The organism is Jatrophihabitans sp., assembly GCF_046262535.1.
In the GTDB taxonomy this organism is placed as follows: Bacteria; Actinomycetota; Actinomycetes; order Mycobacteriales; family Jatrophihabitantaceae; genus Jatrophihabitans.
Window position 1 is genome coordinate 1 of record NZ_JBHEMO010000137.1, and the last position, 24,979, is coordinate 24,979.

General features: G+C 70.7%; 27 protein-coding genes and 1 pseudogene. 15 read left to right on the forward strand and 13 right to left on the reverse strand.

The window, feature by feature from the left end; all coding sequences use genetic code 11:
* Positions 1 to 121: 121 nt before the first annotated feature.
* Positions 122 to 1,498 (reverse strand): annotated as a pseudogene (locus tag ABR571_RS17910) (RNA polymerase sigma factor); the annotation flags it as partial.
* 173 nt (positions 1,499 to 1,671) lie between these two features.
* Entirely contained in the window at positions 1,672 to 2,460 is a 789-nt protein-coding gene (ppgK, locus tag ABR571_RS17915) for a polyphosphate--glucose phosphotransferase (protein WP_409454571.1), read from the reverse strand.
* A gap of 53 nt (positions 2,461 to 2,513) precedes the next feature.
* Between ppgK and ABR571_RS17920 the strand changes: the two genes are divergently transcribed.
* Positions 2,514 to 3,338 (forward strand): inositol monophosphatase family protein, encoded by an 825-nt coding sequence (locus ABR571_RS17920; protein WP_409454572.1) that lies wholly within the window; start codon positions 2,514 to 2,516, stop codon positions 3,336 to 3,338.
* On the opposite strand, the gene ABR571_RS17925 is transcribed toward ABR571_RS17920, so the two are convergent.
* Positions 3,328 to 3,870 (reverse strand): LytR C-terminal domain-containing protein, encoded by a 543-nt coding sequence (locus ABR571_RS17925; RefSeq protein WP_409454573.1) that lies wholly within the window; start codon positions 3,868 to 3,870, stop codon positions 3,328 to 3,330. The genes ABR571_RS17920 and ABR571_RS17925 overlap by 11 nt on opposite strands.
* Before the next feature lie 307 nt (positions 3,871 to 4,177).
* Between ABR571_RS17925 and ABR571_RS17930 the strand changes: the two genes are divergently transcribed.
* Positions 4,178 to 4,486, forward strand: a complete 309-nt coding sequence (locus ABR571_RS17930; protein ID WP_409454574.1) for a DUF4193 domain-containing protein — start codon at positions 4,178 to 4,180, stop codon at positions 4,484 to 4,486.
* A gap of 97 nt (positions 4,487 to 4,583) precedes the next feature.
* On the opposite strand, the gene ABR571_RS17935 is transcribed toward ABR571_RS17930, so the two are convergent.
* Both ABR571_RS17935 and ABR571_RS17940 read right to left on the reverse strand, forming a co-directional pair.
* Positions 4,584 to 5,357, reverse strand: a complete 774-nt coding sequence (locus ABR571_RS17935; protein WP_409454575.1) for an SDR family oxidoreductase — start codon at positions 5,355 to 5,357, stop codon at positions 4,584 to 4,586.
* Positions 5,358 to 5,366: 9 nt separating this feature from the next.
* Positions 5,367 to 5,861 (reverse strand): DUF3093 domain-containing protein, encoded by a 495-nt coding sequence (locus tag ABR571_RS17940; protein WP_409454576.1) that lies wholly within the window; start codon positions 5,859 to 5,861, stop codon positions 5,367 to 5,369.
* Positions 5,862 to 5,886: 25 nt separating this feature from the next.
* On the opposite strand from ABR571_RS17940, the gene dut reads away from it, so the two are divergent.
* From dut to ABR571_RS17960, 4 genes are read left to right on the forward strand one after another with little or no spacing between them, the layout of a single operon-like run.
* Entirely contained in the window at positions 5,887 to 6,396 is a 510-nt protein-coding gene (gene dut / locus ABR571_RS17945; RefSeq protein WP_409454577.1) for a dUTP diphosphatase, read from the forward strand.
* Entirely contained in the window at positions 6,396 to 7,031 is a 636-nt protein-coding gene (locus ABR571_RS17950; RefSeq protein ID WP_409454578.1) for a DUF3710 domain-containing protein, read from the forward strand. The genes dut and ABR571_RS17950 overlap by 1 nt, the downstream gene beginning before the upstream one ends.
* A gap of 36 nt (positions 7,032 to 7,067) precedes the next feature.
* Positions 7,068 to 7,433, forward strand: coding sequence for an OB-fold nucleic acid binding domain-containing protein (locus ABR571_RS17955; RefSeq protein WP_409454579.1), 366 nt, complete (start codon positions 7,068 to 7,070; stop codon positions 7,431 to 7,433).
* Positions 7,430 to 8,119, forward strand: a complete 690-nt coding sequence (locus tag ABR571_RS17960; RefSeq protein WP_409454580.1) for a DUF3159 domain-containing protein — start codon at positions 7,430 to 7,432, stop codon at positions 8,117 to 8,119. Before ABR571_RS17955 ends, ABR571_RS17960 begins: the two co-directional genes overlap by 4 nt.
* Here ABR571_RS17960 and ABR571_RS17965 read toward each other — a convergent pair.
* The gene (locus ABR571_RS17965; protein WP_409454581.1) at positions 8,093 to 8,752 is read right to left on the reverse strand and encodes a potassium channel family protein; all 660 of its coding nucleotides are present in this window, start codon (positions 8,750 to 8,752) and stop codon (positions 8,093 to 8,095) included. The two genes, ABR571_RS17960 and ABR571_RS17965, sit on opposite strands and share 27 nt — an antisense overlap.
* Positions 8,749 to 9,417, reverse strand: coding sequence for a potassium channel family protein (locus ABR571_RS17970; protein ID WP_409454582.1), 669 nt, complete (start codon positions 9,415 to 9,417; stop codon positions 8,749 to 8,751). The genes ABR571_RS17965 and ABR571_RS17970 overlap by 4 nt, the downstream gene beginning before the upstream one ends.
* Positions 9,418 to 9,563: 146 nt before the next feature.
* Here ABR571_RS17970 and ABR571_RS17975 point away from each other — a divergent pair, with 146 nt between their 5' ends.
* The 5 genes from ABR571_RS17975 to ABR571_RS17995 are packed head-to-tail and all read left to right on the forward strand — an operon-like array spanning position 9,564 to position 16,678.
* Entirely contained in the window at positions 9,564 to 11,555 is a 1,992-nt protein-coding gene (locus ABR571_RS17975; RefSeq protein ID WP_409454603.1) for an APC family permease, read from the forward strand.
* Positions 11,548 to 12,807: a class I SAM-dependent RNA methyltransferase gene (locus tag ABR571_RS17980; protein ID WP_409454583.1), complete on the forward strand. Its 1,260-nt coding sequence runs from the start codon at positions 11,548 to 11,550 to the stop codon at positions 12,805 to 12,807. The genes ABR571_RS17975 and ABR571_RS17980 overlap by 8 nt, the downstream gene beginning before the upstream one ends.
* A 10-nt stretch (positions 12,808 to 12,817) precedes the next feature.
* Entirely contained in the window at positions 12,818 to 14,764 is a 1,947-nt protein-coding gene (gene dxs / locus ABR571_RS17985) for a 1-deoxy-D-xylulose-5-phosphate synthase (protein ID WP_409454584.1), read from the forward strand.
* Between the two features lie 13 nt (positions 14,765 to 14,777).
* Positions 14,778 to 15,479 carry a response regulator transcription factor gene (locus tag ABR571_RS17990; protein WP_409454585.1) on the forward strand — a complete coding sequence of 234 codons (702 nt, stop codon included), beginning with the start codon at positions 14,778 to 14,780 and terminating at the stop codon, positions 15,477 to 15,479.
* Positions 15,476 to 16,678 (forward strand): sensor histidine kinase, encoded by a 1,203-nt coding sequence (locus tag ABR571_RS17995; protein ID WP_409454586.1) that lies wholly within the window; start codon positions 15,476 to 15,478, stop codon positions 16,676 to 16,678. Before ABR571_RS17990 ends, ABR571_RS17995 begins: the two co-directional genes overlap by 4 nt.
* A gap of 71 nt (positions 16,679 to 16,749) precedes the next feature.
* On the opposite strand, the gene ABR571_RS18000 is transcribed toward ABR571_RS17995, so the two are convergent.
* The 4 genes from ABR571_RS18000 to ABR571_RS18015 form a co-directional block, all read right to left on the reverse strand.
* The gene (locus tag ABR571_RS18000; RefSeq protein WP_409454587.1) at positions 16,750 to 17,622 is read right to left on the reverse strand and encodes an HAD family acid phosphatase; all 873 of its coding nucleotides are present in this window, start codon (positions 17,620 to 17,622) and stop codon (positions 16,750 to 16,752) included.
* A gap of 80 nt (positions 17,623 to 17,702) precedes the next feature.
* Positions 17,703 to 18,980 carry an HRDC domain-containing protein gene (locus tag ABR571_RS18005; protein ID WP_409454588.1) on the reverse strand — a complete coding sequence of 426 codons (1,278 nt, stop codon included), beginning with the start codon at positions 18,978 to 18,980 and terminating at the stop codon, positions 17,703 to 17,705.
* Position 18,981: 1 nt separating this feature from the next.
* Positions 18,982 to 19,590, reverse strand: coding sequence for a DUF3000 domain-containing protein (locus ABR571_RS18010; RefSeq protein WP_409454589.1), 609 nt, complete (start codon positions 19,588 to 19,590; stop codon positions 18,982 to 18,984).
* The gene (locus tag ABR571_RS18015) at positions 19,587 to 19,775 is read right to left on the reverse strand and encodes a hypothetical protein (protein WP_409454590.1); all 189 of its coding nucleotides are present in this window, start codon (positions 19,773 to 19,775) and stop codon (positions 19,587 to 19,589) included. Before ABR571_RS18015 ends, ABR571_RS18010 begins: the two co-directional genes overlap by 4 nt.
* A 116-nt stretch (positions 19,776 to 19,891) precedes the next feature.
* On the opposite strand from ABR571_RS18015, the gene hemE reads away from it, so the two are divergent.
* Genes hemE through ABR571_RS18035 form a run of 4 tightly spaced genes read left to right on the forward strand, consistent with a single transcriptional unit; the run spans position 19,892 to position 23,354 of the window.
* Positions 19,892 to 20,926, forward strand: coding sequence for a uroporphyrinogen decarboxylase (gene hemE / locus ABR571_RS18020; protein ID WP_409454591.1), 1,035 nt, complete (start codon positions 19,892 to 19,894; stop codon positions 20,924 to 20,926).
* Positions 20,923 to 22,308 (forward strand): protoporphyrinogen oxidase, encoded by a 1,386-nt coding sequence (gene hemG, locus ABR571_RS18025; protein ID WP_409454592.1) that lies wholly within the window; start codon positions 20,923 to 20,925, stop codon positions 22,306 to 22,308. Before hemE ends, hemG begins: the two co-directional genes overlap by 4 nt.
* A gap of 5 nt (positions 22,309 to 22,313) precedes the next feature.
* Positions 22,314 to 23,006, forward strand: coding sequence for a hydrogen peroxide-dependent heme synthase (hemQ, locus tag ABR571_RS18030; RefSeq protein WP_409454593.1), 693 nt, complete (start codon positions 22,314 to 22,316; stop codon positions 23,004 to 23,006).
* A gap of 21 nt (positions 23,007 to 23,027) precedes the next feature.
* Entirely contained in the window at positions 23,028 to 23,354 is a 327-nt protein-coding gene (locus ABR571_RS18035; RefSeq protein WP_409454594.1) for a hypothetical protein, read from the forward strand.
* Position 23,355: 1 nt separating this feature from the next.
* Here ABR571_RS18035 and ABR571_RS18040 read toward each other — a convergent pair whose 3' ends face one another.
* Together ABR571_RS18040 and ABR571_RS18045 are read right to left on the reverse strand one after the other, a co-directional pair.
* Complete coding sequence (locus ABR571_RS18040) at positions 23,356 to 24,222, reverse strand: NAD(P)H-hydrate dehydratase (protein WP_409454595.1); 867 nt, start codon at positions 24,220 to 24,222, stop codon at positions 23,356 to 23,358.
* Positions 24,206 to 24,940 (reverse strand): histidine phosphatase family protein, encoded by a 735-nt coding sequence (locus tag ABR571_RS18045; RefSeq protein WP_409454604.1) that lies wholly within the window; start codon positions 24,938 to 24,940, stop codon positions 24,206 to 24,208. Before ABR571_RS18045 ends, ABR571_RS18040 begins: the two co-directional genes overlap by 17 nt.
* Positions 24,941 to 24,979: the final 39 nt, after the last annotated feature.

Consider the following 24,979-nt stretch of genomic DNA (forward strand, 5'->3'; position numbering starts at 1 on the left):
CCGCAGCGACAGATGCTGGGGATGGGAGTCGACTCCCTCGCCGTGATCGTCCTCTACATCGTCGGCGTGGTCGGCCTGGTGAGCTTGCAATGACCGGCAGAGGCGACGAGAGAAGTATTCGTCAGTCCAGGTAGTCGCGCAGGACCTGCGAGCGCGACGGGTGGCGCAGCTTCGACATCGTCTTGGACTCGATCTGCCGGATCCGCTCGCGAGTGACCCCGTAGACCTGGCCGATCTCGTCGAGGGTGCGCGGCTGGCCGTCGGTGAGACCGAAGCGCAGCTTCACCACGCCGGCCTCCCGCTCGGACAGCGTCTGTACGACCGACTGCAGCTGGTCCTGCAACAGCGTGAACGACACGGCGTCGACCGCGACCACGGCCTCGGAATCCTCGATGAAGTCGCCGAGCTGGCTGTCCCCCTCGTCGCCGATCGTCTGGTCGAGCGAGATGGGCTCACGGGCGTACTGCTGGATCTCCAGCACCTTGTCCGGCGTGATGTCCATTTCCTTGGCGAGCTCTTCGGGCGTCGGCTCGCGGCCGAGGTCCTGTAGCAGCTCGCGCTGGATGCGGCCGAGCTTGTTGATGACCTCGACCATGTGCACCGGGATGCGAATGGTGCGGGCCTGGTCGGCCATCGCGCGGGTAATCGCCTGGCGGATCCACCAGGTCGCGTACGTGGAGAACTTGTAGCCCTTGGTGTAGTCGAACTTCTCGACCGCGCGGATCAGGCCGAGGTTGCCCTCTTGGATGAGATCGAGGAACGCCATGCCGCGGCCGGTGTAGCGCTTGGCCAGCGAGACGACCAGACGGAGGTTCGCCTCGAGCAGGTGGTTTTTGGCCCGCTCGCCGTCACGGACAATCCAGCGAAGATCACGCCGGACCTGCAGGACGAGCTTCTCGTTGGCCTCTTCGGCCTGCCGCAGCCGCTCGGCGGCGTAGAGACCGGCCTCGATTCGCTTGGCGAGGTCGACCTCTTCCTCGGCGTTGAGCAGCGCCACCTTGCCGATCTGCTTGAGGTAGGCCCGGACCGAGTCGGCCGAAGCCGTCATCTCGGCGTCCTTGCGCGCCTGGCGCAGCGCCTCGGACTCCTCTTCCTCGTCCCACACGATTTCGTCGGTCTCGGCGCCCTCGGCGGGAACCTCGGCGTCGCCGTCGACCACGACGTCGGCCGGGTCGATCGCGACGGCGTCCTCGGCCGGATCGGCGTCGGCGGCTTTCTTGCCGGCGGCCTTCGTCGGCGGCTTGGCCGCGGTCGACTTGGTGGCCGACTTGGCCGGTGCTTTTGTGGCGGCGCTCTTGGCGGCCGGCTTCGGGGCGGCCTTCGCCGGGGCGGACTTGGCGGTGTCCGCCCTGGCGGCGGCGGACTTGGCGGCCGGGCGGACCGCCGCCGTGGCGGTGCGCTTCGTGGCGCTGGCGGCCGCGAGAGAGCGGGAAGAACGAGTCACGGTGTTGTCTACCGAGGATTGCTTGCTGGCTGCCACTGAGGACCTTTCACCACGAGTGCGTACGGACGAGGATGTCGAACGCGTCGGAAGGGCACCGCAGAACGCGGGCTCGGTCGAGGGTCGAAGGCCGTCTGTCTGTTGACTCAGCGATCGAGTCCAGTACGTGCGCAGTTCCCTGGCTTGAATTGTACTGCGCGACGGCAAAGTTGCGAGCCAGGCGGAGGTCCTTACTCGCCGAGCCGTTCGACCGCCGCGATCGCCGCGCCCACGATTCCGGCGTCGTTGAGCAGCTGGGCCGGCTCGACCGGGGTGTTCAGTTCGAGCAGCGGCACCCACTTGTCGGCGTTCTTGCTGACCCCGCCGCCGACCACGAACAGGTCAGGCGTGAAGAGGCGCTCGACGTGCTGCATGTAGCTGCTCACCCGCCCCGCCCACTTCCGGTAGGACATGCCGTGCTCATCACGCACCGACGCGGCCGCGCGGGTCTCCGCGTCGTGCCCGTCCAGCTCCAGGTGCCCGAGTTCGGTGTTCGGGACGAGGACGCCGTTCATCAGCAGCGCGCTGCCGATGCCCGTGCCGAAGGTGAGCATGATGACGACCCCGTCGACCCCTTTGGCCGCACCGAAGCGGGACTCGGCGATCCCGGCCGCGTCGGCGTCGTTGAGGACGATGACGTCGCTGCCCGCGCCGACGGCGTCGGTGAACACCTTGTCGGCATCCGTCCCGACCCAGGCGTGATCGACGTTCGCCGCCGACTGGGCGATCCCGTGCTTGATCACTGCGGGAAAGGTGGCCCCGATGAGGCCCTTCCACTGCGCGTCGGCCACGAGCTGCCCAACGACGGCCGCGACCGCGTGGGGCGTGGCCGGATGCGGCGTGAGGATGCGCTTGCGTTCGGTTGCCAGCTGTCCGCTCGCCACGTGGACGATCGCGCCCTTGATGCCGGTGCCGCCGATGTCGATCCCGAACGCCTGTCCGGGCCGCGGTGCCGCCGCCATGTCGTGCTCCTCACTCATGCAGTGTGTGCGGACCCTATCCAAGTACCGGTGCTCTCGTGTCGGATGGACCGGTGAGCACAGCCGACCCCCCCTCGCCCCCGCCGACGCCAGAGGACCTCGAGCGGCTGGCCGCCGGGCTGGCCCAGGGCGCGGCCGCGGTCGTGCGAGACGCCGGGATCGAAGGACTCGCGGTCTCGGCGAAGAGCACGGCCACTGATCTGGTTACCCAGGTCGACCGGGATACCGAACGCTGGCTCGTCGACGAGCTGGCCCTGCGGAGGCCCGAGGATGCGATCCTCGGCGAGGAGGGTGGCGGGCGAACGGGCACGAGCGGCGTCCGCTGGGTGCTCGACCCCATCGACGGCACGGTCAACTTCGTGCTGGGGATCCCGGTGTACGCGGTCTCGGTCGCCGCCGAGATCGACGGGGTCGTGGTCGCCGGCGCCGTCTGCAACCCCGTGTCCGGCGAGCTGTTCCACGCGCGGCTGGGTGGCGGCGGGCACCTGGACGGCCGCCGGCTCGGCGAACGCCGCGAGGTCCCGCTGAGCCGGGCCGTCGTCGGCACCGGATTCAGTTACGACGCGGAGGTCCGCAGCCGCCAGGTGGCTGCGCTCGCGCCGATGCTGCCCAGGATCGGAGACGTGCGGCGGTTGGGGGCGGCGTCGCTCGACCTGTGTTTCCTGGCGGCCGGCCGCCTCGACGCCTACTTCGAGACCGGCCTCAACCCGTGGGATCACGCCGCTGGCGGTCTCGTGGCGACCGAGGCGGGATGCCTCGTCAGCGGGCTGCACGGGCGGCCGCCGTCCGAACGGCTGTATGCGGCCGCGGGGCCGGCCCTGGCCGAATCGTTCTTCGCGCTCCTGGAATCCGAGGGGGCCGACTCCGTCAGGGATTAGTGCAGCTGGCGGACGGGCTCGGGCCGGTGGACGTCGACGTCGCGGTCTCGACCACGATGTTGGCCTTCTTCAGTGCAGCTTGGACGGTGCTCGCTTCGGCGATCCGCACGTACTTGTTGCCCAGGGACACGACCACCGTCGCCGTCTTGCTCGCCGTCGGGACCATCCGGGCGCCCGGGAAGTAGTACCTCAGGAGCGTGGCACCCTTTGCGCCGGCCGGCCCGTAGCGGATCTCGGCGACGCCGGGCACCTTGGTCCTCGGCGCGTCGTTCGCCGCCGGTCGGGGGACGTTGAACCCGTCACCGACGAGTGCGGTGCGCGTGGTCGCCCCGATCCCGTTGCGTTTGCTCGCGTTCAGCACAGTCACGGTGATCCGGGCCGGCGCCGGCAGGGTCTGCGCAGCGGTCTGGGTCGGGCACGGCTTGGCGACGGACTTCCCGTCGCTTCGGTGCATCACCCGCCACCACACCAGCGCGGTCAACAGGAGCAGCGCAAGCAGCGCGATGAGCGCCGGCAAGGGGCGCCTGGTCACCGTGCTGGCCACGACTGTGTACCTCCCGATGTGCGCCGCGCGGGCCCGCGTGGCAGGGGGCCAAATCGTAGCGGCGGAGCGCTGGGAATACAGGTGGCAGCCCGGCGCGTTTGCGAGAAGCCCCGACGCGGTACCGTTCCGTCGCTTGCCCCGCGTGCGCAGATCCGTCGCGCTGAGCATCCGACGCTGGAAGTGGGCACAAAACGAGGGCCCGGAACGTTCCAGCGCCGGACGGACCTAGTCCGCCCACGAGGACCAGAACTGAACTGGACGACTGGGGAGAACCCCCCGAGGAGTTGACTACCGCATGGCGACTGACTACGACGCCCCGCGTCGCGGAGACGTCGAGGAACTGAACGAGGACTCGATCGAGGAACTGAAGGCCCGCCGCGCCGAGGCGCAGTCGGGATCGATCGACGTTGACGAGACCGAGTTGGCCGAGTCCCTCGAACTTCCCGGCGCAGACCTTTCCAGCATGTCGGGCGAGGAGCTGACCGTGCGCGTGCTGCCCAAGCAGAGCGACGAGTTCACCTGCTCGTCCTGCTTCCTGGTACACCACCGAAGCCGGCTCGCCCGCGAGCGCAAGGGTCAGCTGATCTGCCGAGACTGCGCCTAGCAAGAAGAGGCTGGTAGGGGGAAAGACAGTCGATCTGGCAGAGATACTGGTTCGACTTACAACAGTTAATCGCGGGGAGGCGGCTAGAGCCCCTTCTCTACAAACTGGCGCGCAGGCCGGCGCCGCCGTCGACCACGAGCGTCTGGCCGGTGATCCACGCCGCGTCCGATGACGCCAGGAAGGCCGCGGCCGCTCCGATGTCCTCCGGTTCGCCCAACCGGGCGAGCGGATACCGCGCGGCGGCGGCCTCCTCGTCACTCGCATACAGCGCCGCGGCGAAGCGAGTCTTGACCACCGCGGGCGCGATCGCGTTCACCCGCACCCGCGGCGCCAGTTCTGCGGCCAATTGCACCGTGAGGCCGATCAGCGCCGCCTTGCTCACCCCGTAGTACGCGATGCCGGGGGCGGGGGAGATGCCGGCGACCGAGGCCATGTTGACGACGGCGCCCGGCCGGTGGGCGCCGAGACCGGCCGCCAGCGCCCGCCGGGTCCACGAGAGCGCGGACAGCACGTTGACGTCCATGATCTTGCGGGCCGCCGATTCGTCGAGCTCGGTGAGGGGCCCGAAGGCCGGATTGATGCCGGTGTTGTTGACGAGGACGTCGAGCCCGCCCAGTTGAGTGACGGCCGTGGTGACCGCTTCATCCTGATGGTCGGGATTGTCGGCGGCACCGGCCACCGAGATCACGTTGTCGCCGCCGTCGAGTTCGGCGCGGGCGGCGGCCAAGCCGTCCGGTTTGCGCGCCGTGATCAGTACGCGGGCGCCTTCATCGAGCAGTCGCTTGGCGACTGCCAGCCCGATGCCGCGGCTCGCCCCGGTGACGAGCGCGACCTGCCCCTCGAACCGTCGCTGGGATGTTGCGGTTGTCATCCCCGGAACTTATCGGGCGGCCCGGATGGTGGCGACGACGCGGTCCGGCCGGCGTGAACTGACGACCCAGTACGGCGTCGGGTCGTCCTCGTCGTCGATCCACACCTGGACCCCGGGTCCGATCCACGGGCGGATGGACACGTAGGCCGCCGGATCCCCTTCGCGGCCGATGACGCGACGCAGCGTCGCGCCGTCCAGCGCAACGGCTCCGGTGGCGTACTGCAGCGGCAGGTGGGCGTCGCGGATGCGCAGCTCGCCGGCCGAGATCTCCAGGCGGCTGCGTCCCATCCACCACACGAGCACGATCGACAAGGGCAGCAGCGTGCCGAAGGGGATCCAGTCGGTCAGCGGCAGGCCGGAGATGTGGAACTCGGCCGCCAGCAGGCAGGCGACACCTGCCGATATGAGGTACCACCACCAGGGGGTCCGCAGCGTTTCCTGATAGACGGGCGTCGCGCGGACCGGTGCGTCACCGACGGGGGTGCCGTCGCTGCTGAGGTCCACAGCGTCGAGGGTAGCCTCGGCCACCATGACCACCGAGCCGCAGCCGGCCGCGCCACAGGTGCTGGTGCGCCGGCTCGACACCGAGTTGCCGCTGCCCACCTACGCGTTGCCCGGCGACGCCGGCGCGGACATCGTCACCGCCGTGGACGTCACCCTCGCGCCGGGTGAGCGCGCCGTCGTGCCGACCGGCCTGGCCGTCGCGGTCCCCGACGGATTCGCCGCCTTCCTGCACCCTCGCTCCGGTCTGGCGGCGCGGGCCGGCTTGGCACTGGTCAACGCGCCGGGGACGATCGACTCCGGCTACCGGGGCGAAATCAAGGTGATCGTCATCAACCATGACCCCGTTTCCGAACTGCACTTGGCCCGCGGCGACCGGATCGCGCAACTGGTCGTCCAGCGCGTCGAACGGGCACAGTTCGTCGAGGTGCCCGAACTACCCCTCTCCGAGCGGGGCGCCGGCGGCCATGGCTCCACCGGAGGTTCGGCCGTCCTGGCCGGGCGACCGCTCGTTCCGACAGACGGAGGACATCAGTAGTGCCCGGACGACGTAAGCAGAAGCGGACCGACCGCTCCAAGCTCGATGCCACGCCGCCGTGGGAGACCCGCGTCCGCAGCGAGCCGGACGCCACCACGGGTCCCTACGACGAGCGCGACGCCCCCGAGGACGATGTGGCCCGGGTCGACCTCGGCGCGCTGCGGGTCCCCGTGGGTGACGGCTACGACGTGCGGCTGGACGTCAACGAGGCGCAACAGGTCATTTCGGCAACGCTCGCCGTTGCCGACGGGACCATGCAGCTGGGCGTGTTCGCCGCGCCGCGCAACGAAGGCATCTGGGACGAGGTGCGGGCCGAGATCGCCGAGTCGCTGAACGCCCAGCGCAAGGCCTCGGCCAAGGAGGTCGAGGGCCCGTTCGGCGTCGAGCTGCGCGGCACGCTGCCGGCCGACAACGGCAGCGGAACCGTTCCCGTGCGGTTCATCGGTGTCGACGGCCCGCGGTGGTTCCTCCGGGCCCTGGTGGCCGGCCCGGTCGCCGCCGACGGCGCTCGGGCCGCGGTGCTCGAGCAGGCTCTGCGCAGCGTGGTGGTCGTCCGCGGCGCGGAGCCGCTACCGGTCCGCGAGCCGGTGCCTCTGCAGCTGCCGAGTGACCTGGAGCTACCTGCGCCCGAATAACCGGCGTACCGACCGGGACTGGCCTACGCTGAAGCTATGGGGAAAGGTCAGTCGCTGCTGCACCGCCTGACGGCGAGTGCCGAGAACCTCGACGCCGCCGAGCTGCGCGAGGAGATCAAGCAGCACTCATGCGTGCCGATGCAGGAGCTGCGCCGCGGCACCTGCGTGCAGGTGGTCGGCCGGCTGCGGGCCGTCGTATATACGCCCAGCGAGACCGTTCCCACCCTGGAGGCCGAACTGTTCGACGGCACCGACTCGCTCGACCTGGTGTGGCTGGGCCGGCGGCGGATCGCTGGCGTCGAGCCCGGGCGGCGGGTCGTGGCCCGCGGACGGGTGGGCGAGCACAACGGCCGCAAGGTTATCTACAACCCCTGGTACGAGCTCCTCCCGCCTGGCGCATGACCGAGGAGCCGGACCGGGCGGATCGCCCCGACCTGGATCTGCGGGAGACGTTCCGCCAGCAGGCGATCGCCAGCATCGGTGGCTGGAGCGGCGCGCTGATCACCGCGATTCCCACGACCGTCTTCATCCTCGTGAACATCGCGGCCTCGCTCAAGGTCGCCATCGTCTCGGCGGTCGGGGCGGCGCTGCTGCTCGCCGGTTACCGCGTCGTTCGCAAGCAGCCGACGCAGCAGGCGCTGTCCGGCCTCTTCGGGGTTGTCGTCGCGGCGGCGATCGCGGCCCGCACGGGTCATGCTCGCGGCTTCTTCCTGCTCGGCATCTGGACCAGCTTCGTGTACGCCGTGCCGTTCGCCGTCTCGGTGTTGCTGCGCCGGCCTCTGGTCGGGCTCTTGTGGGAATTCCTCGACCCGACGCCGCCGACCGACGGCGAACAGCCGTGGCACCGGCGGCGCCCACTGTTGCTCGCCTACACCTGGGCCACGCTCGCCGCGACGGCCGTCTTCCTGTCCCGGGGCATCGTCCAGGCGTCGCTCTACCACCAACGCAAGGACGGCTGGCTCGGAGTCGCCCGGATCGCCATGGGCTATCCGCTGTTCATCGCCGCCGTGGGGTTCAGCTACTGGGTGGTGCAGCGCGCTCGGCGCCGGCTGGGCGCCGGTTCAGCCGGGCAGCACGGCACGGCGTAGGGCGTCCTCGGAGTCCGGCAAGGCGATGAACAACAGTTCGTCGCCGCCCTCGAGCGGTTCGTCCGGCGCCGGAGTGATGACCCGCTTGCCGCGGACGATGCCCACGAGCGTGGTCTCCTTGGGCAGGCGCAGATCGCGTACCGGGCAGCCGGCGCACGGCGCGTCGTGCGGAAGGGTCAGCTCGACGAGGTTGGCCTGTCCCTCGCGGATACCGAAGAGGCGGACGATGTCGCCGACCTCGACGGCCTCCTCGACGAGCGACGCGAGCACCCGCGGCGTCGACACCGCGACGTCCACACCCCACGCCTCGGTGAACAGCCACTCGTTGGAGGGGTGGTTGATGCGGGCGACCACGCGGTTGACGGCGAACTCGGTCTTGGCCAGAAGCGCGACGACGAGATTGGCCTTGTCGTCGCCGGTGGCACCGACCACGACGTCACAGTCCTCGAGCTTGGCCTCCTCGAGGTTGGCTACCTCGCAGGCGTCACCGAGCAGCCAGCTGGCGCCCTTGATGCGGTCCGGCAGCACCTTGGCCGGGTCCTTGTCGATCAGCAGCACTTCATGGTTCTTGTCGAGCAGCTCGCGCGCGATGGATCGCCCTACCGCGCCGGCTCCGGCGATCGCGACTCTCATGCGGCACTCCCGTCCGGCGCGTGGCCGGCGATCTGGTGCAGGGTGGCGCGGTGCTCGTCGGCCGCCATCACGTGCAGTGTGTCCCCGGACTGGATGAGCGTCGAGGGCAGCGGCAGCTGACCGGTGCCGAAGCGCGTGTAGATCGCGGCCCGCGTGCCGGTCGCCGCCTCGAAGTCGGCGATCGACTTGCCGATCCAGCCCTCGTGCGGAGCCACGGCGATGAGGGCGATGGCGCCCGACGGGTCGCGCCAGGCCTCGGCGGTCGTCTCCCCGAGGACCGCCTTCAGCAGCCGGGAGGAGGTCCACGGAACGGTCGCCACGGTGGGGATCCCGAGACGCTCGTACACCTCGGCGCGCTTCGGGTCGTAGATGCGGGCGACGACCCGGTGCACGCCGAAGGTCTCGCGCGCCACGCGGGCGGCGATGATATTGGAGTTGTCACCGCTGCTGACCGCAGCGAAGGCGCCGGCCTGCTCGACCCCCGCCTCGATCAGCGTGTCGCGGTCGAATCCGACGCCCTTCACCTGGTTGCCGGGGAAGTGGTCGCCCAGCCGGCGGAAGGCCAGTGGATCCTGATCGATGATCGACAGGGTGTGGTCGAGCGGAGCCAGCTGCAGCGCGAGCGCCGCCCCGACCCGCCCACAGCCCATGATGACGATGTGCACGGCAGCCAGCGTAGAGCGCGGCGGCGTGGGTCTCCCACAGCGGCAGTACCGTTTCCGTCGTGAGCGAGCGAAGCACAGGAGCGAAGCGAGGCTCGATAGTGGCTCTTGTCACCCGTGTGCTGAAGCGGGTCATCATCGGCCGGCCGATGAGCTCCGAGGCGGCCGGGCACACCCTTCTGCAGAAGCGGCTCGCCCTGCCGATCTTCGCGTCCGACGCGCTGTCCAGCGTCGCGTACGCGACGCAGGAGATCATGCTCGTGCTGACGGTCGGCGGCACGGCCTTCTTGTACCTCGCCCCCTGGGTCGCCGGCGCGGTCGTCGTGCTGATGGCCGCCGTGGTGCTGTCGTACCGGCAGCTCGTCCGTGCCTACCCGACCGGCGGCGGCGACTACGAGGTCGCGTCCAAGAACATCGGACGGTCCGCCGGAGTAGTGGTGGCCAGCGCCCTGCTGGTCGACTACGTGATGACCGTCGCGGTGTCGGTGTCGTCCGGCGTGGACAACATCATCTCCGCGGCGCCGTCGCTCAGCACGCACCGCGTCGGCATGGCAGTGACGTTCGTGGTCCTGCTCGCGGCCGTCAACCTGCGCGGACTGCGCGAAGCCGGTCTGGCCTTCGCCGCGCCGACCTACCTGTTCGCCACAGGCGTCTTCATCATGATCGGGACGGGTTTGTACCGAACGATCGCCGGCGACGCCCCGGTCGCCGAGAGCGCGAAGTACCACATCGAGACGCAGCACGGGTACGGGTCGCTGAGCTTCCTGGCCCTCATGTTCTTCACCTTGCGGGCCTTCTCGTCGGGTTGCACGGCGCTGACCGGTGTGGAGGCGATCGCGAACGGCGTGCCGGCCTTCCGGCCGCCCAAGGCGCGCAACGCCCAGCTGACTCTGGTCGCGATGGGCGCGATCGCGGTGAGCATGTTCATGGGGCTGACCGCCCTGGCCCTCATCGCCAAGGTGCACATCACCGACCCGACCCACACCAGCTGCCATTTCACCAACGTCGCCCACTGCGCCGACAAACCACAGCGCACGGTGATCGCCCAGGTCGCGAGCGCGGTCTTCGGCGGCCCGCACTCGGCCGGCTTCTTCTTCGTCCAGGCCACGACCGCCCTGATCCTCGTCCTGGCCGCGAACACTGCCTTCAATGGTTTCCCGCTCTTGGGGGCGATCCTGGCGCGGGACAAGAACCTGCCCGCTCAGCTCAACAACCGCGGCGACCGGTTGGCCTACAGCAACGGCATCGTCGCGCTCGCCCTCGTCGCCGGAACCCTGATCTGGATCTACGACGCCAACGTCACCAAGCTGATCCAGCTCTACATCATCGGCGTGTTCACCTCCTTCACGCTGGGGCAGACCGGGATGGTGCGGCACTGGAACCGGGTGATCCGCACCGAGCGCGACCCGAAGGAGCGGCGCAACATCCGCAATTCGCGCGCGATCAACGCGTTCGGCGCCAGCCTGTCGGGCGTCGTGCTGGCGATCGTGATCCTGACGAAGTTCACGAAGGGCGCGTACCTCGTGCTCATCGCGATGCCAATCCTTTACATGATCATGCGAGCGATCAACAAGCACTACACCCGGGTGTCGTCGGAGCTGGCCACCGACGACACCGGGCTGATGCTCCCGTCGCGCAACCACGTCGTCGTCCTCGTGTCCAAGGTGCACAAGCCGACCTTGCGGGCGCTCGCGTACGCCAAGGCGACCCGACCGGACACGCTCACTGCGCTGACCGTCAACATCGAGGACGAGAACACCCGCGCGCTGCAGGCCGACTGGGAACGGCACGACCTGCCGGTGCCCCTGACCGTCCTCGAATCGCCCTACCGCGAAGTGACCCGCCCGTTGCTCGACTACATCAAGAAGCTGCGCGCCGATCGCCCCCGCGACGTCGTCAGTGTCTTCATCCCCGAGTACGTGGTGGGCCACTGGTGGGAGCAGCTGCTGCACAACCAGCAGGCCCTGCGGCTCAAGGGCCGCCTGCTGTTCGTGCCCGGCGTGATGGTCACCAGCGTTCCCTGGTTGCTGGACTCCAGCGTGGCCCTCGCCCAGCGACCGATCCGACCGGACGGCCCGAACGTACCGCCGTCCGGTGCCGCCCCGCCTGAGCCCGACCCCAGCCCGCTCGCCCGTGCCTGACGACTCCCTTCTCGGCCGCTCGCTGGAACTGGACGTCGGGGCGCCGGCTCATGGCGGCGCCTGCGTCGCCCGCCACGAGGGACGTGTTGTGTTCGTCCGCCACGCGCTACCGGGCGAGCGAGTGCGGGCGGTCGTCACCGAGGACCGCGGCGGCAGCTTCTGCCGCGCCGACGCCGTCGAGGTGCTGACCGCGTCACCGGACCGGGTACCGCAGCCGTGCCCTTACGCCGGCCCTGGCCTGTGCGGCGGCTGCGACTGGCAGCACGCGACCGGCGCTGCACAACGCGAGCTCAAGGCCACGGTGATCCGCGAGCAATTCGCCCGCATCGCCGGCCTCGACCTGGCCGGGCTGTTCGCCGGCGTCGAGGAGCTGCCCGGCGGCCTGCTGGGCTGGCGGACCAGGATCGTCTTCGCCGTCGACCGGGCCGGGCGTCCGGGTCTGCACCGCCACCGGTCGAACGAGATCCAGCACGTCGACCACTGCCCGCTCGGGGTGGACGGAGTCGGCGACACGTCCGCGCTGGCCGACAACTGGCGCGGCTACACCGGCATCGAAGCGGCGCGGGGCGACGATCCGGACATCACGCTGCTCGGCCACCGGCCCGGCGGCGGACGGCAGGCCCGGGGGCGCCGCCCACCGGATCGGGTTGCGGTCGTCGCCGGACCGACCCGGCTGCGTCACCACGTGCTCGGGCACGAGTTCACCGTCGCCGCTGACGGGTTCTGGCAGGTGCACCCGGCGGCGGCCGACGTGTTCGCCCGAGCGTTGCTGGACGCGGTGCGGCCGGCGGCGGGGGAGCGGGTGCTCGATCTGTACGCCGGTGCCGGCGCCCTGACCGCGCCGCTGGCTGAGGCGGTCGGCCCGCTGGGAAGGGTCGTGGGCATCGAGTCGTCGGCGGCCGCGGTGGCCGACGCGAGCGGAGCCTTGGACGACCAGCCCTGGGCCGAGGTGCGGCGCGGCCCGGTCGAGCCGGCCCTCCTTGCCGCGATCGAGCCGAGGCCCGACGTCGTGGTTCTCGACCCGCCGCGTGCTGGCGCCGGCCGCGAGGTGATGACCGCCATCCTCGACCTGCGGCCCAGGGCCGTGGGCTACGTCTCGTGCGATCCCGGCACTCTCGCCCGCGACGTGGCCGCCGCGGCCCAGGCGGGCTGGCGGCTGACGGCCCTGCGGGCGTTCGACGCCTTCCCGATGACCCAGCACGTCGAATGTGTGGCCACCCTGCAACCGGACGAAGCGGCCGACGCGCCGTAACATCAATCCCATGGCTCGGGTGCTCGACCGGATCGCTGGACCGGCAGACCTGCGCGCCCTCAGCACGGGCGACCTCACCACCCTCGGCAGCGAGATCCGCGACCTCCTCGTGCACACCGTCGCCCGCACCAGTGGTCACCTCGGGCCGAATCTGGGCGTCGTCGAGCTGACCATCGCGCTGCACCGGGTCTTCGATTCCCCGACCGAACCAATTCTCTTCGATGTCGGCCACCAGGCCTACGTCCACAAGATCCTTACCGGCCGCGCCGAGCAGATGCCGACGCTGCGCCAGGGCGGCGGCCTGTCCGGCTACCCCAGCCGGTCCGAGAGCCCGCACGACTGGATCGAGAACTCGCACGCCTCGACCGCGCTGTCCTACGCCGACGGTCTGGCCAAGGCCTACGAAGTGCGCGGGGAAAGGCGACCGGTCGTCGCCGTCGTCGGCGACGGCGCCCTCACCGGCGGGATGTGCTGGGAGGCGCTGAAAAACATCGCCGGCGCCCACCGGCCGGTGATCATCGTCGTCAACGACAACGGCCGCTCCTACTCACCGACCGTCGGCGGGCTCGCCGAGCACTTGGCCGGTCTGCGCCTCAAGCCCGGGTACGAGCGGGTGCTCGGCCAGGTGAAGGGCGCCTTGGGCCGGACACCGGTCGTCGGCCAGCCGATCTATGACGCCCTGCACGGCGTGAAGCGTGGGATCAAGGACATGCTGCAACCTCAGGGCATGTTCGAGGACCTCGGGTTGAAGTACTTCGGCCCGATCGACGGGCACGATGTCGCGGCTGTCGAGCACGCGCTGCGTCTCGCCCGCGGATTCGACGGGCCGGTCATCGTGCATTGCGTGACCCGGAAGGGATACGGGTACGCGCCGGCCGAGAACGACGAGGCCGACCAGATGCACCAATCGGGCGGCTTCGACCCGGCCACGGGACTGGCCCGGCCGAGCACCGGCCGGACCTGGACGGGCGTCTTCGGTGACGAGCTGGTGGCGTTGGGGGAGCAGCGTGACGACATCGTCGCCATCACCGCCGCCATGTGCGATCCGACCGGCCTCAGCGCGTTCGCCCGCCGCTTCCCCGATCGGACCTATGACGTCGGGATCGCCGAACAACATGCGTTGACCTCCGCCGCCGGCCTCGCGTTCGGCGGGCTGCACCCCGTCGTCTGCCTCTACGCAACGTTCCTGAACCGGGCGTTCGACCAGCTGCTGATGGACGTCGCCCTGCACGGCCTGCCCGTGACCGTCGTTCTCGACCGGGCCGGCATCACCGGGCAGGACGGTCCGTCCCACAACGGGATGTGGGACCTCGCCCTGCTCGGCATGGTGCCCGGTTTGCGCATCGCGGCGCCACGGGACGAGACGACGCTGCGCGAGCTGCTGCACGAGGCGGTCGAGGTGACCGACGGACCGACGGTGTTGAGGTATCCGAAGACACCGCTCGGCGTAGACGTGCCCGCTGTTCGGCGGGTCGGCTCGGTCGACGTCCTGTCCGAACCGGGCGCTGAGGACGACGTCGATGTGCTGGCCGTCGCGGTCGGGTCCATGTCCGGGGACGTGCTCGACGCGGCTGCGGCGGTGAGACGCGCCGGCTACACCGTCCGGGTCGTCGCACCGCGCTGGGTCAGCCCGGTCGACCCGGTTCTCGTCGGCCTGGCGGCGCAGGCGGGGCTCGTGGTGACGGTCGAGGACGGCGTCGCCGCGGGCGGGATCGGCGCGCGGATCAGCCAGGCTCTGCGCGACGCCGGGCACGACGGTCCCACACGGGAGATCGGCATACCGGTACGGTTCCTCGAACACGGAAGTGTGGCGGACGTACGGGCAGCGGTCGGGCTCACCGTCCAGGACATCGGACGGCGCATCGTCGAGTGGTCGGCCAAGCTGGCGCCCGGCGAGAACGGCGCGACGTCCGGCGACATCCAGGTCGCACCCCGTGCCCGCGAGTTCGGTGAATGACGGAGGCTTGAGGATGCGCATCCTCGTCGTGGAAGACGAAGTGCAGCTCGCGGAGGCGGTTGCCCGTGGCCTGCGTCGGGAGGGCATGGCGGTCGACGTCGCCACGGACGGGGACGAGGGCTACCGCAAAGCGGCGCTCACGCGCTACGACGTGGTCGTGCTCGACCGGGACCTGCCCGGCATGTCAGGCGACGAGATCTGTCGCCGGTTGACCGATGAGGGCGTGCTCACCCGGGTGATGATGCTGACCGCCAGCGGCACGGTCGAGGACAAGGTCAACGGGCTCGCACTGGGCGCCGATGACTACCTGGCCAAGCCGTTTGCGTTCGCCGAGCTGGTCGCTCGCGTGCGGGCGCTGGGCCGGCGCACCACCCCGGCGGCACCGCCGGTGCTCAGCGCCGGCGACATCGAACTGGACTCGGCCAAGCGCACGGTCTCGCGTGACGGCGAGTTGATCGACCTGACCCGCAAGGAGTTCGGCGTCCTCGAGACGCTGTTGATGGCGCAGGGTGCGGTCGTGAGCAGTGAAGAGCTGCTCGACCGGGTGTGGGACGAGAACGCCGACCCGTTCACGACCACCGTGCGGGTCACGATGATGACGCTTCGCCGCAAGCTGGGCGAGCCGCCCATCATCGACACCGTCGTCGGTTCCGGGTACCGCATCGACCCGGCCGCCCTCGGTGTGGCGAACGAAGGAGCCGGGACGGCCCAGTGAGGTTCTTCCGCCCGACGCTTCGCGTGCGCATGGCGTTGTTGTACGGCGGACTCGTTCTCCTGGTCGGCATCTCGCTGCTCTTCACCTGCGTGATCCTGATCAACAACTCGATCAAGGCCAGCTACACCCTGCCCACCGACGCCGTCGTCGTCCATCAGGACGGGACGCCGTACAACTCCACGCTCGCCCTGAACAAGGCGGCCGACAAGACGAAGTCGGCCGCGCTGCAATACCTGTTTTCCACCGGTGTGCTGTTCTTCGCGATCATCGTGGTGATCGGCGCGACCGGCGGCTATCTCTTGGCGAAACAGGCGTTGCGGCCGATCGCCCAGCTGACCCAGACCGCGCGGGCGCTGTCGACCGAGACGCTGGACCAGCGCATCAATCTCGGCGGTCCGGACGACGAGTTGCGCGAGCTCGCCGACACCTTCGACGCCATGCTCGGCCGCCTTGATCAGGCCTTCGACAGCCAGCGCCTGTTCGTCGCCAACGCGAGCCACGAACTGCGTACGCCGCTGTCGGTGATACGCACCGAGCTCGAGGTCACCCTCAGCGACCCGAACGCCGACACCGAAGAGCTGCGCCGGATGGGCGAGATCATCGGGAGCGCGGCCGAACGCGCGCAACGGCTGGTCACCTCGCTACTGACGCTGGCACGGTTGCAGGCGGTCGGGGGTGGCGAGCTCGAGGTGAGCGAGCCGGTGGACCTCGCCGCTCTGGTGCCTCCTGTGCTGCATGCCGTCACCTCGGAGGCCGAGCACAGCGGAGTGCGGATCGAGACGGAGGTGGAGCAGGCCATCACTGTCGGTGATCCGCGGTTGCTCGAGCGGTTGATCGGCAACCTCGTCGAGAACGCGATCCGGCACAACGTGCCGAACGGCTGGCTGCGCATCACGACCGGACAGACCGACGACAAGGCCTGGCTGCATGTGGCCAACGGCGGGACGGTGATTCCGAACGGGGATGTCGACCGGCTGTTCGAGCCGTTCCGCCGGGGCGCCGGGAAGGTGCGCACAGCCACCCGCGGCGCCGGCCTCGGTCTCGCGATCGTCCGTCTGATCGTGGAAGCCCATCAGGGCCGGCTGCAGGCGGCCGCTCCGCCGTTCGGCGGACTGGCCGTCCGGGTGGAGCTGCCCCGGGAGCGGCGGCCGCGCCCGGCGGCGCTGCCGGAGAAAGCCCGGGTCGACGCCATCGCCTGAGTGCCGCCGGCGAAAGGACCGGGCCGAGCACCGCCCGCAGGCGATACCCGGCCCGCCCGGCCGAGCAGGACTTACGGCAGGAAGTACATCGGGTTCGGGATCTTGAAGGTGTTGTCGGCGAACCCGCCGTTCAGGTCGCTGTACTGGTCACCGAAGTTGGCCACGATGTCGTAGCCCAGGGACTCGATGTGTTGCCGGGTCAGGGACTTGTACTGCGTGGTGGTGCAGGTGATCGTCGTCCCGTTGGAGCACGAACTCAGCCACGGGTCCGCCGGATTCTTCAGGTACACGTTGGACGGGTTGACGTCATAGCCGACCGCTGTGAGGTTCGCCAAGGTCCCGGCGAGTTGGGTCGTCGACGCATTCTGCGGGCGGCCGGTCAGGAAGAACACGGTGTAGCCGCGCGCCTCGGCGAACTTCTCGAGGCCGACCATTCCCGGCACGGCGGGGAAGACGCAGCCAGTGGCGGTGAGGCAGGCGTTGACGAACGCGGCGTTGGTGGACGGGTTGTAGACGAAGTTCGAGTAGATCTCGTAGCTGTAGGTGTTCAGCGTCGTGTCGTCGATGTCGAACAGGATCGACTTCCCGTGGCTCGTCAGGGCCTTGTGCTTCGTCAGCGTCTTCTCGGCCGCGGCGACGATCCCCGCCATCTCCTTCGCGTAGGAGCTGGTGTCCGAGAACTGATGAACGGCGCTGGTCCCGTTGACGGGGTCCATCTGCGTGGGCGTCCGATCGCCGTAGTAGCCCTTGATGGCCGTCTTGACCTGGTCGATGTTCTGGATCTGGTCGGCGCTGGTCGGCACGGCGGGCGGCGCCGGAACCGCGCGGTAGTAGTTGTGGGCAGTCGCCGAGCTGGATCCCACCAGCAGGGTGGCGCCGAGCGCAGCGGAGGCAACGACGGCGGCGAACACGCGACGACGCAGCCCCGGGACGAAACGGGTCATGGAGACAACCTTCCGAAAACGGTAACGGGTTGCCGACACCTTCCCTCACAGACAGCGGCTAGCCAAGGGGGCGAGCCGGGTCAGGCCGGTGAGAGCGCCGAGGCCAGGGCCGCGCTGGTCAGGTCGATCTGCCAGGGGCGAGCGCCCAGTTCGGCCAGGCGGGCGCGGACGGTGTCCTCCTTGACCGGGTCGGGCGGATCCCAGCACACACGCCGGACGACGTCTGACGCGAGGAGGTTCTGGGCCAGGAGGCGGTGCGTCTCGGCGAGGGCGGCGATGACCGCGCGCACCGCGGCCAGCCGGGCGGCGGCCGCCGGGTCCCGCTCGCGCCACCGGGAGGTCGTCGGCATGCCGTCACCGTTGGTGCCGCTGGTGGTCGGCAGGTCCTCCTCGGCCAGGCCCCGTGCCGATTCGATCGCAGCGAACCAGCGGTCGAGCTGTCGGCGCTGGCGAGGGCCGCCGAACACGGGAAGCGCGCCCAGGTCGCGGGCTCGCGCCGGCTCGGTGCGGGCCGCGTCGACGATGGCCGAGTCGGGCAGGACCCGGCCGGGCGCGACGTCGCGTTCCCCGGCGTACTGGTCTCGGGCAACCCACAGCGCCCTCGCGATCGCGAGTTGCCGCCGGTTGCGCAGCTTGTGAATCCCCGAGGTGCGCCGCCAGGGCTCGGCTCTGGGTGGGTTCGGTGCGGCGACCCGGACCGCCTCGAACTCCTGCTCGGCCCACTCTGTCTTGCCCGCGGCGGCGAGCTGCTCGGCCAGTACGTTTCGCAGGTCGATCAGCAACTCGACGTCGAGCGCGGCATAGATCAACCAGTCGTAGGGCAGCGGCCGGGTCGACCAGTCGGCCGCCGAGTGCCCCTTCTCCAGGCCGATGCCGAGATGCTGCTCGACCATGGTGCCGAGGGCGACCCGCTCGACGCCGAGCAGCCGGCCGGCCAGCTCGGTGTCGAACAGTCGCTGTGGACGCATGCCCACTTCGGCCAGGCACGGCAGGTCCTGGGCCGCCGCGTGCAGAATCCATTCCGCCCCACCGATGGCCTCGCCGACCGTGCTCAGATCGGGCAGCGCGATGGGGTCGATGAGCGCAGTTCCCACCCCGGCGCGGCGCAGTTGCACCAGGTAGGCCCGCTGGCTGTAGCGGTAACCCGACGCGCGCTCGGCGTCCAGCGCCACCGGACCGTGGCCCGCGCCGAGTGCCTCGGCCAGCGCGGCCAACCGCTCGGGGTCGGTCAGCGGCTCGGGAACGCCGTCTCGGGGTTCGCGCAGGACCGGGACAGGCGGCGGCTCGGGCGGCGCTGCGTCGTCCGGCTCGGCGATCGCCTTGTCGGCCGGCACCGCTTCGTCGGGCTGGTCGGGCACGTCAGCTCGACGACAGGGCGGTCACGCCCTCCGGCGGCAGGCCGGCGGCCGTGCAGAGCAGATCGACGAAGGCGAGTAGGTGCGGGGACAGGTCGGCGGTGTCGACGGTCCACGACGCGCGCAGCTCGATCGACACTGCGGTGCGCGGGCCGTGCAGGTCGCCGAAGCGGGTGGACGTGGTCTGGGTGACGGTGCCGCCGGCCGCGCGGTACGCGGCGGCGCGCTCGTCGAGCGAGTCGGTCAGCCAGCTCCAGCCGACGGCGGGCAGCATCGGGTCGACGCCCATCTCGTCGTCGAGTTCGGCGGAGGCGTAGGCGACCAGGCGCAGGACGCCGTCCCACGCCTCGTGCCCGTCCGGGTCGTGGAGCAGGACGAGCCGGCCGGTGGCGAGATCCTTGCCCTCGCCGTCGATGATCTCGGCGCTGACGGCGTAGCTGTAGGGGGCCAGTCGCTGCGGCGGCCGCAACGGCTCGACCCGAACCTCGGAGCGCACGGCAGTGTTGGTCAGGCTCTCGACGGCGAGCCGGAAGATCTCGGGAGGAGCGGGCGGCGGTGAGGTGTCGCCCCCGCTGGCGCCTCCGCCCCCCTCGGACACCGTCGTGGCCGTCATGCGGCGTGCCGGCGCGCCGGCCTGGCGGCGGCGAACAGCGGCGCGTCGAGAAGCAGGGCGGTACCGCATTCGACACAGGCCCGGTCCGGGCACTGGTCGCCGTGGCCGTCGACGCACGGCGGCGCCTCGGCCAGATTCTCCCGCGCGCAGGTGGGGCAATACAGGAGCAGCAGCTCAGTGGTCACGGCAGGCTCCTTCCCTCGGGCAGCTCAGCGACGGCGCGGACCTTGCCACCAAGTTCGCACGGCGGAAGGGGTTTTGCGGTCAGGCGCGCCGAATGGACGTGCGACCATGGACGGTGATGTCCGATCTCGAAGCGCGCGCCGATTCGCTGCTCGTCCGGGCGGCGTCCGGGCGCCCCGGGCCGCGACCTCCGGTGTGGTTCATGCGGCAGGCCGGCCGCTCCCTGCCGGAGTACCGCGAGCTGCGCGTCGGCACCGGCATGCTCGACGCCTGCCGCGACCCCGAGCTGATCACCGAGATCACCCTGCAGCCGGTTCGGCGGCACGGTGTCGACGCCGCCATCTTCTTCTCCGACATCGTCGTCCCGCTGGCCGCCGTCGGCGTCGGCATCGACATCGTCCCCGGCGTCGGACCGGTAGTGGACAAGCCGGTCAGCGACGGCGCCGACGTCGACCGCCTGCGCGCGTTGGAGCCCGACGACGTCCCCTACGTCACCGAGGCGATCCGGGCGCTAATCGCCGAGCTCGGGCCGACGCCGCTCATCGGCTTCGCCGGTGCTCCGTTCACACTGGCCAGTTACCTGGTCGAGGGTGGGCCGTCCCGTGACCACGCCAGGACGAAGGTGTTCATGCACGCGCGACCCGACCTGTGGCACACACTGCTGGCCCGGTTGGCGGTCATCGCCCGCGAGTTCCTGCGTGTGCAGATCGAGGCGGGCGCTGCCGCGGTTCAGTTGTTCGACTCGTGGGCCGGCACCCTATCCCTCGCCGACTACCGCGACTTCGTGCTGCCGCACAGCCGCGAGGTGCTCGAGCCGCTCGCCGGGCTCGTCCCACGTATTCATTTCGGCGTGGGCACCGGCGAGCTGCTGGGCGCCATGCGCGAGGCCGGGGCCGACGTCGTGGGCGTCGACTGGCGGGTTCCACTGGACGAGGCGGCTCGCCGGCTGGGGCCGGGCGCGGTTGTCCAGGGCAACCTCGACCCGGCGCTGCTCGGCGCGGACTGGCCCGTGGTCGAGGCCGCTGTCCGCCGGGTGGTGGACGAGGGGCGCGCCGCTTCGGGGCACATCTTCAACCTCGGTCACGGCGTACCACCCGACACCGAGCCGGACGTGCTCACCCGGGTGGTCGACCTCATCCGGTCGCTGGGGTGACCGTGCGCCTCGTGGTCGTCGGCGGCGGGATCTCCGGCCTGTCGGCCGCCTGGTTCGCGGCCGAGGCGGGGTACGCGGTCACCGTCCTCGAGGCCTCGCCGCGCGTCGGCGGCAAGCTGCAGATCGACGAGGTGGCCGGGATCCCGGTCGACGTCGGTGCCGAGGCCCTGCTGACGGCCCGGCCGGAGGGCGTCGAGTTGGTCACAGCGCTCGGCCTCGACGACGAGCGGATCGCGCCGACAACCACGTCGGCCCAGGTGCGCGCCGCCGGGCAGAACCATCCGCTTCCGGCCCGGACGATGTTCGGCATCCCGTCCGACGTCGAGGCGGTACGGGCGTCGGGGGTGCTCAGCGACGACGGGTTGGCCGCGCTGGCGGCCGAGCCGACCCTCGATCCGCTCCCACCGCTGGCCGACGATGTCTCGGTCGGTGCGCTCGTCCGCGCCCGTCTCGGCGCCGAGGTGGCCGACCGGCTGGTCGAGCCATTGCTGGGCGGGGTGTACGCGGGGCGCGCCGACGCCCTGTCGCTCCGGGCGACGATGAGCCGGCTGGCCGCGCAGCTCGAATCCGGTGGCTCTTTGCTGGAGGCCGCCCGGGCGGCGACCGATGTCGGCACGCGGGCGGCGGCAGCCAGCTCGATCTTCACCTCCCTGCGCGGCGGGCTCGGTCGCCTCCCGGCCGCTCTGGTCGCGTCCGGGCGGTTCGAGGTCCGCACCGGCGTGACGGTGCGCGCCATCGTCGGTACCCCCACCGGCTTCGCGCTCGAGTGCGGTGCGGTTCCGGTGGCCGAACTCGTCGAGGCCGACGCGGTCATCGTCGCCGCGCCGCCGGCGAAGGCCTCGCGGCTGCTTCGCACGGTCGCGCCGGTCGCCGCGGCGGAGCTGGCCGGGATCGAGACCGCGAGCATGGCGATCGTGACCTTCGCGTTCTCCGACGTGGCGCCGCCGCCGGGCAGTGGTTTGCTGATCGGCTCGGGCGAACGGCTCGCCACCAAGGCCGTCACCCTGTCTTCGCAGAAGTGGCCGCTGGACACCGGCGGGCTGACCCTGCTGCGGGCGTCGGTGGGCCGGGTCGGCGAGCCACTGGCCCTCCAGCTCGAGAACGCCGAGCTCATCGCGCTGGTCGGTCGCGAGCTTCGGCCCCTATTGGGCATCGACGCCGTACCGGTCGACGCGCGGGTCACCCGCTGGGGCGGCGGCCTGCCCCAGTACGCGGTCGGCCACGTCGACCGGATCGCCCGAGTGCGCTCCTCCGTCGCCGCCGTGCCGGCGCTCGGCGTCTGCGGCGCGGCGTTCGACGGCGTGGGAATCCCGGCCTGCATCGCCAGCGCCCGGGCCGCGGTGGACCGCGTCGTGGCGGGCGGCCCCGTCCGAGCACAATAGGTCTCATGAGTGGCAAGATCGCACGCGAGCTGAACGACAAGATCCGCTACACGGCGTGGTCGGTGTTCCGGGCGGTCCGACCGCTCGGGGACGTAGACCGCCAGCCGCTGGCGGCCGAGGTCAGCGATCTGTTCGATCAGCTGACCGCCAAGGACATCACGGTCCGCGGGACGTACGACGTGTCGGCCCTCCGCGCCGACGCCGATCTGCTCGTCTGGTGGCACGCGTCCACCGCAGACGCCCTGCAAGAGGCCTACTCGCGGTTCCGCCGTACGGAGCTCGGCGGCCACCTCGAACCGGTCTGGTCGAACATGGCGCTGCACCGCCCGGCCGAGTTCAACAAGAGCCACATCCCGGCCTTCCTCGCCGACGAGGAGCCGCGCGCGTACGTCTGCGTCTACCCGTTCGTCCGTTCCTACGAGTGGTATCTGCTGCCCGACGCCGAACGCCGCGCCCTGCTCGCCGAGCACGGCCAGATGGCCCGTGAGTATCCCGACGTGCGAGCCAACACGGTGGCCTCGTTCGCCCTGGGCGACTACGAATGGTTGCTGGCCTTCGAGGCCGACGAGCTGCACCGCATCGTCGACCTGATGCGCCACCTGCGTGGGTCCGAGACCCGGCGCCACGTACGTGAGGAAGTCCCGTTCTATACGGGCCGCCGGCGGTCCGTGGCCGAACTGGTTGATGCGCTTCCTTAACAGAGGCTTTACACTGCCGGTGTGAACCGGACGTCCGCCTTCCTGCTGCGCCGAGTGTTCCTCGGTGTCCTGGTCGGGGTGACCCTGCTCGCGCTCGGCTTCTTCGGCTGGGTCCAGTTCCGGACGTCCCAGTACCACCAGCGGGAGGCGCACTTGCTGTCGCGCTACCGCAGCGGGTACGCCACGTGCCTCCGCCAGCAGGTCACCCCAGCAACCTGCGCCCTTGAAGTCCGCGACCTGTGCACGCACGACCAGTTCTGGCAGCGCGAGCAGCCGCCGTTCGTCATCGACCTCGCTCCGCAGCTCAATGTTCCCGAGCTGCGCTGCAAGGAGACCGTTCCGGGCTGACTCAGGCCTCGGTCTGCACGATGACCAGAGGCAATTCGTCGACCAGTTCGCGAGCCAGGAAGCCGAGCCGGCCCACTCGGGAAGCCAGCCGGTCTCCGGCGGATCCGTGCAGGAACGTGCCCCAGCAGGCGGCCTGGGCCAGGTCGGCGCCGCGGGCCAGCAGCCCGGCGACCGCCCCGGCCAGTACGTCACCGCTGCCCGAGGTTCCGAGGCCCGCGTGACCGGTCGGCACGCTCCAGAGCCCGCCCTCAGGTGACGCGACGGTGTTCTGGAAGCTGACCACCGCGCCGAACCGTTTCGCGATCTCGCTCGCGACCTGCGGTTCGTCGACGTCGTCGACGTCATCGAGCTCCAGCAACCGGGCGGCCTCGTTCGGATTCGGGGTCAGCACGCAGCGTCCGGCGATCCGGTCGACGCGGTCGAGCGCGGGCAGCACCCCGAGGGCGAACGCGTCCAGCACCAGCGAGGTCGAGTTGTCGACGGCTTCGATCGTCTGGCGGACGAGGTCCTCGGCAGCCTGCGGATCGTCCAGCCCCGGTCCGACCAGCACCGTGGTCATGCCGCTGACGGCGCCGGCGAGCTCGCCGCCGTCGCGACCGCCGTCCAACTGCGGCAACCCGGTCACCGACGCTTCGGGCACCGCAGCGGCGACCGGGCCGGCGACCGACTCGGCGACGGCCAGCCCCAGCACGCCCGCGCCGACACGCAGGGCCGCCAATCCGGCCAGCATCACGGCGCCGGGTGTCGACCGGCTGCCGCCGGCGACGAGCAGGCGCCCGCGGCTGTTCTTGGTGTCGCCCGCTCCGGGCAGGGCCCAGTCGCGGAGCCGCATCTCCGTAACGATCTCCAGATCACCGTGGGTGGACATCCTGCTCCGCTTCATGTGCTGTCGGCTCGCTGCCGTAGGCCGTTAGGTGGTCCTGCACGTTGAACTCGAGGGTGTGCCACGGCCCGCTGGCGTCCGGCCGCGCGATGCGGGTCACCGAGCCGTTGCCCAGGGACTGGCTGGCCGCGAGGTCGAGGATCTCCTTCTCGGACAGCTCCTCGAGGACGTAGCGCAGGACGAGGATCACCGCGTCGTGACAGACCACCAGCCCGCAGCCGCCCTCGGGGGTGCGATCGAGGTCGGCCAGGAAAGAACGCAGGCGCAGCGCCATGTCGGCCCAGGACTCACCGCCCGGAGGGCGGTAGTACATCTTGCCGAGGTAGCGGCGGCGGCGCGCCTCGTCGGGATAACGGGCCGTGACCCCACGACTCGTCAACCGGTCCAGGATGCCCAGCTCGCGGTCGCGCAACCGCTCGTCGACGTGCAGGGGCAGCTGGAGAGCGGCGGCGTCCAGGGCGAGCTCCGCGGTCTGCCGGGCGCGCATGTACGGCGAGACCCACGCGATCGCCGGACGCCGCTCACCGGCGAGGTCGGCCAGCCAGCGCCCGACTGCCTCGGCCTGCGAGCGGCCGCGGCCGCTCAACGGCACGTCGGGGTCGCGCTGGTCGATGAGGATCTCGTCCGCCTGCTCGGCTTCGGCCGCCTCCCGGGCGACATTCCCCTCGCTCTCCCCGTGGCGCACGAGGATCAACTCCGTCATCGTCACGTCCGTCACCTACCCACCGCTGCGCGTGGGCCA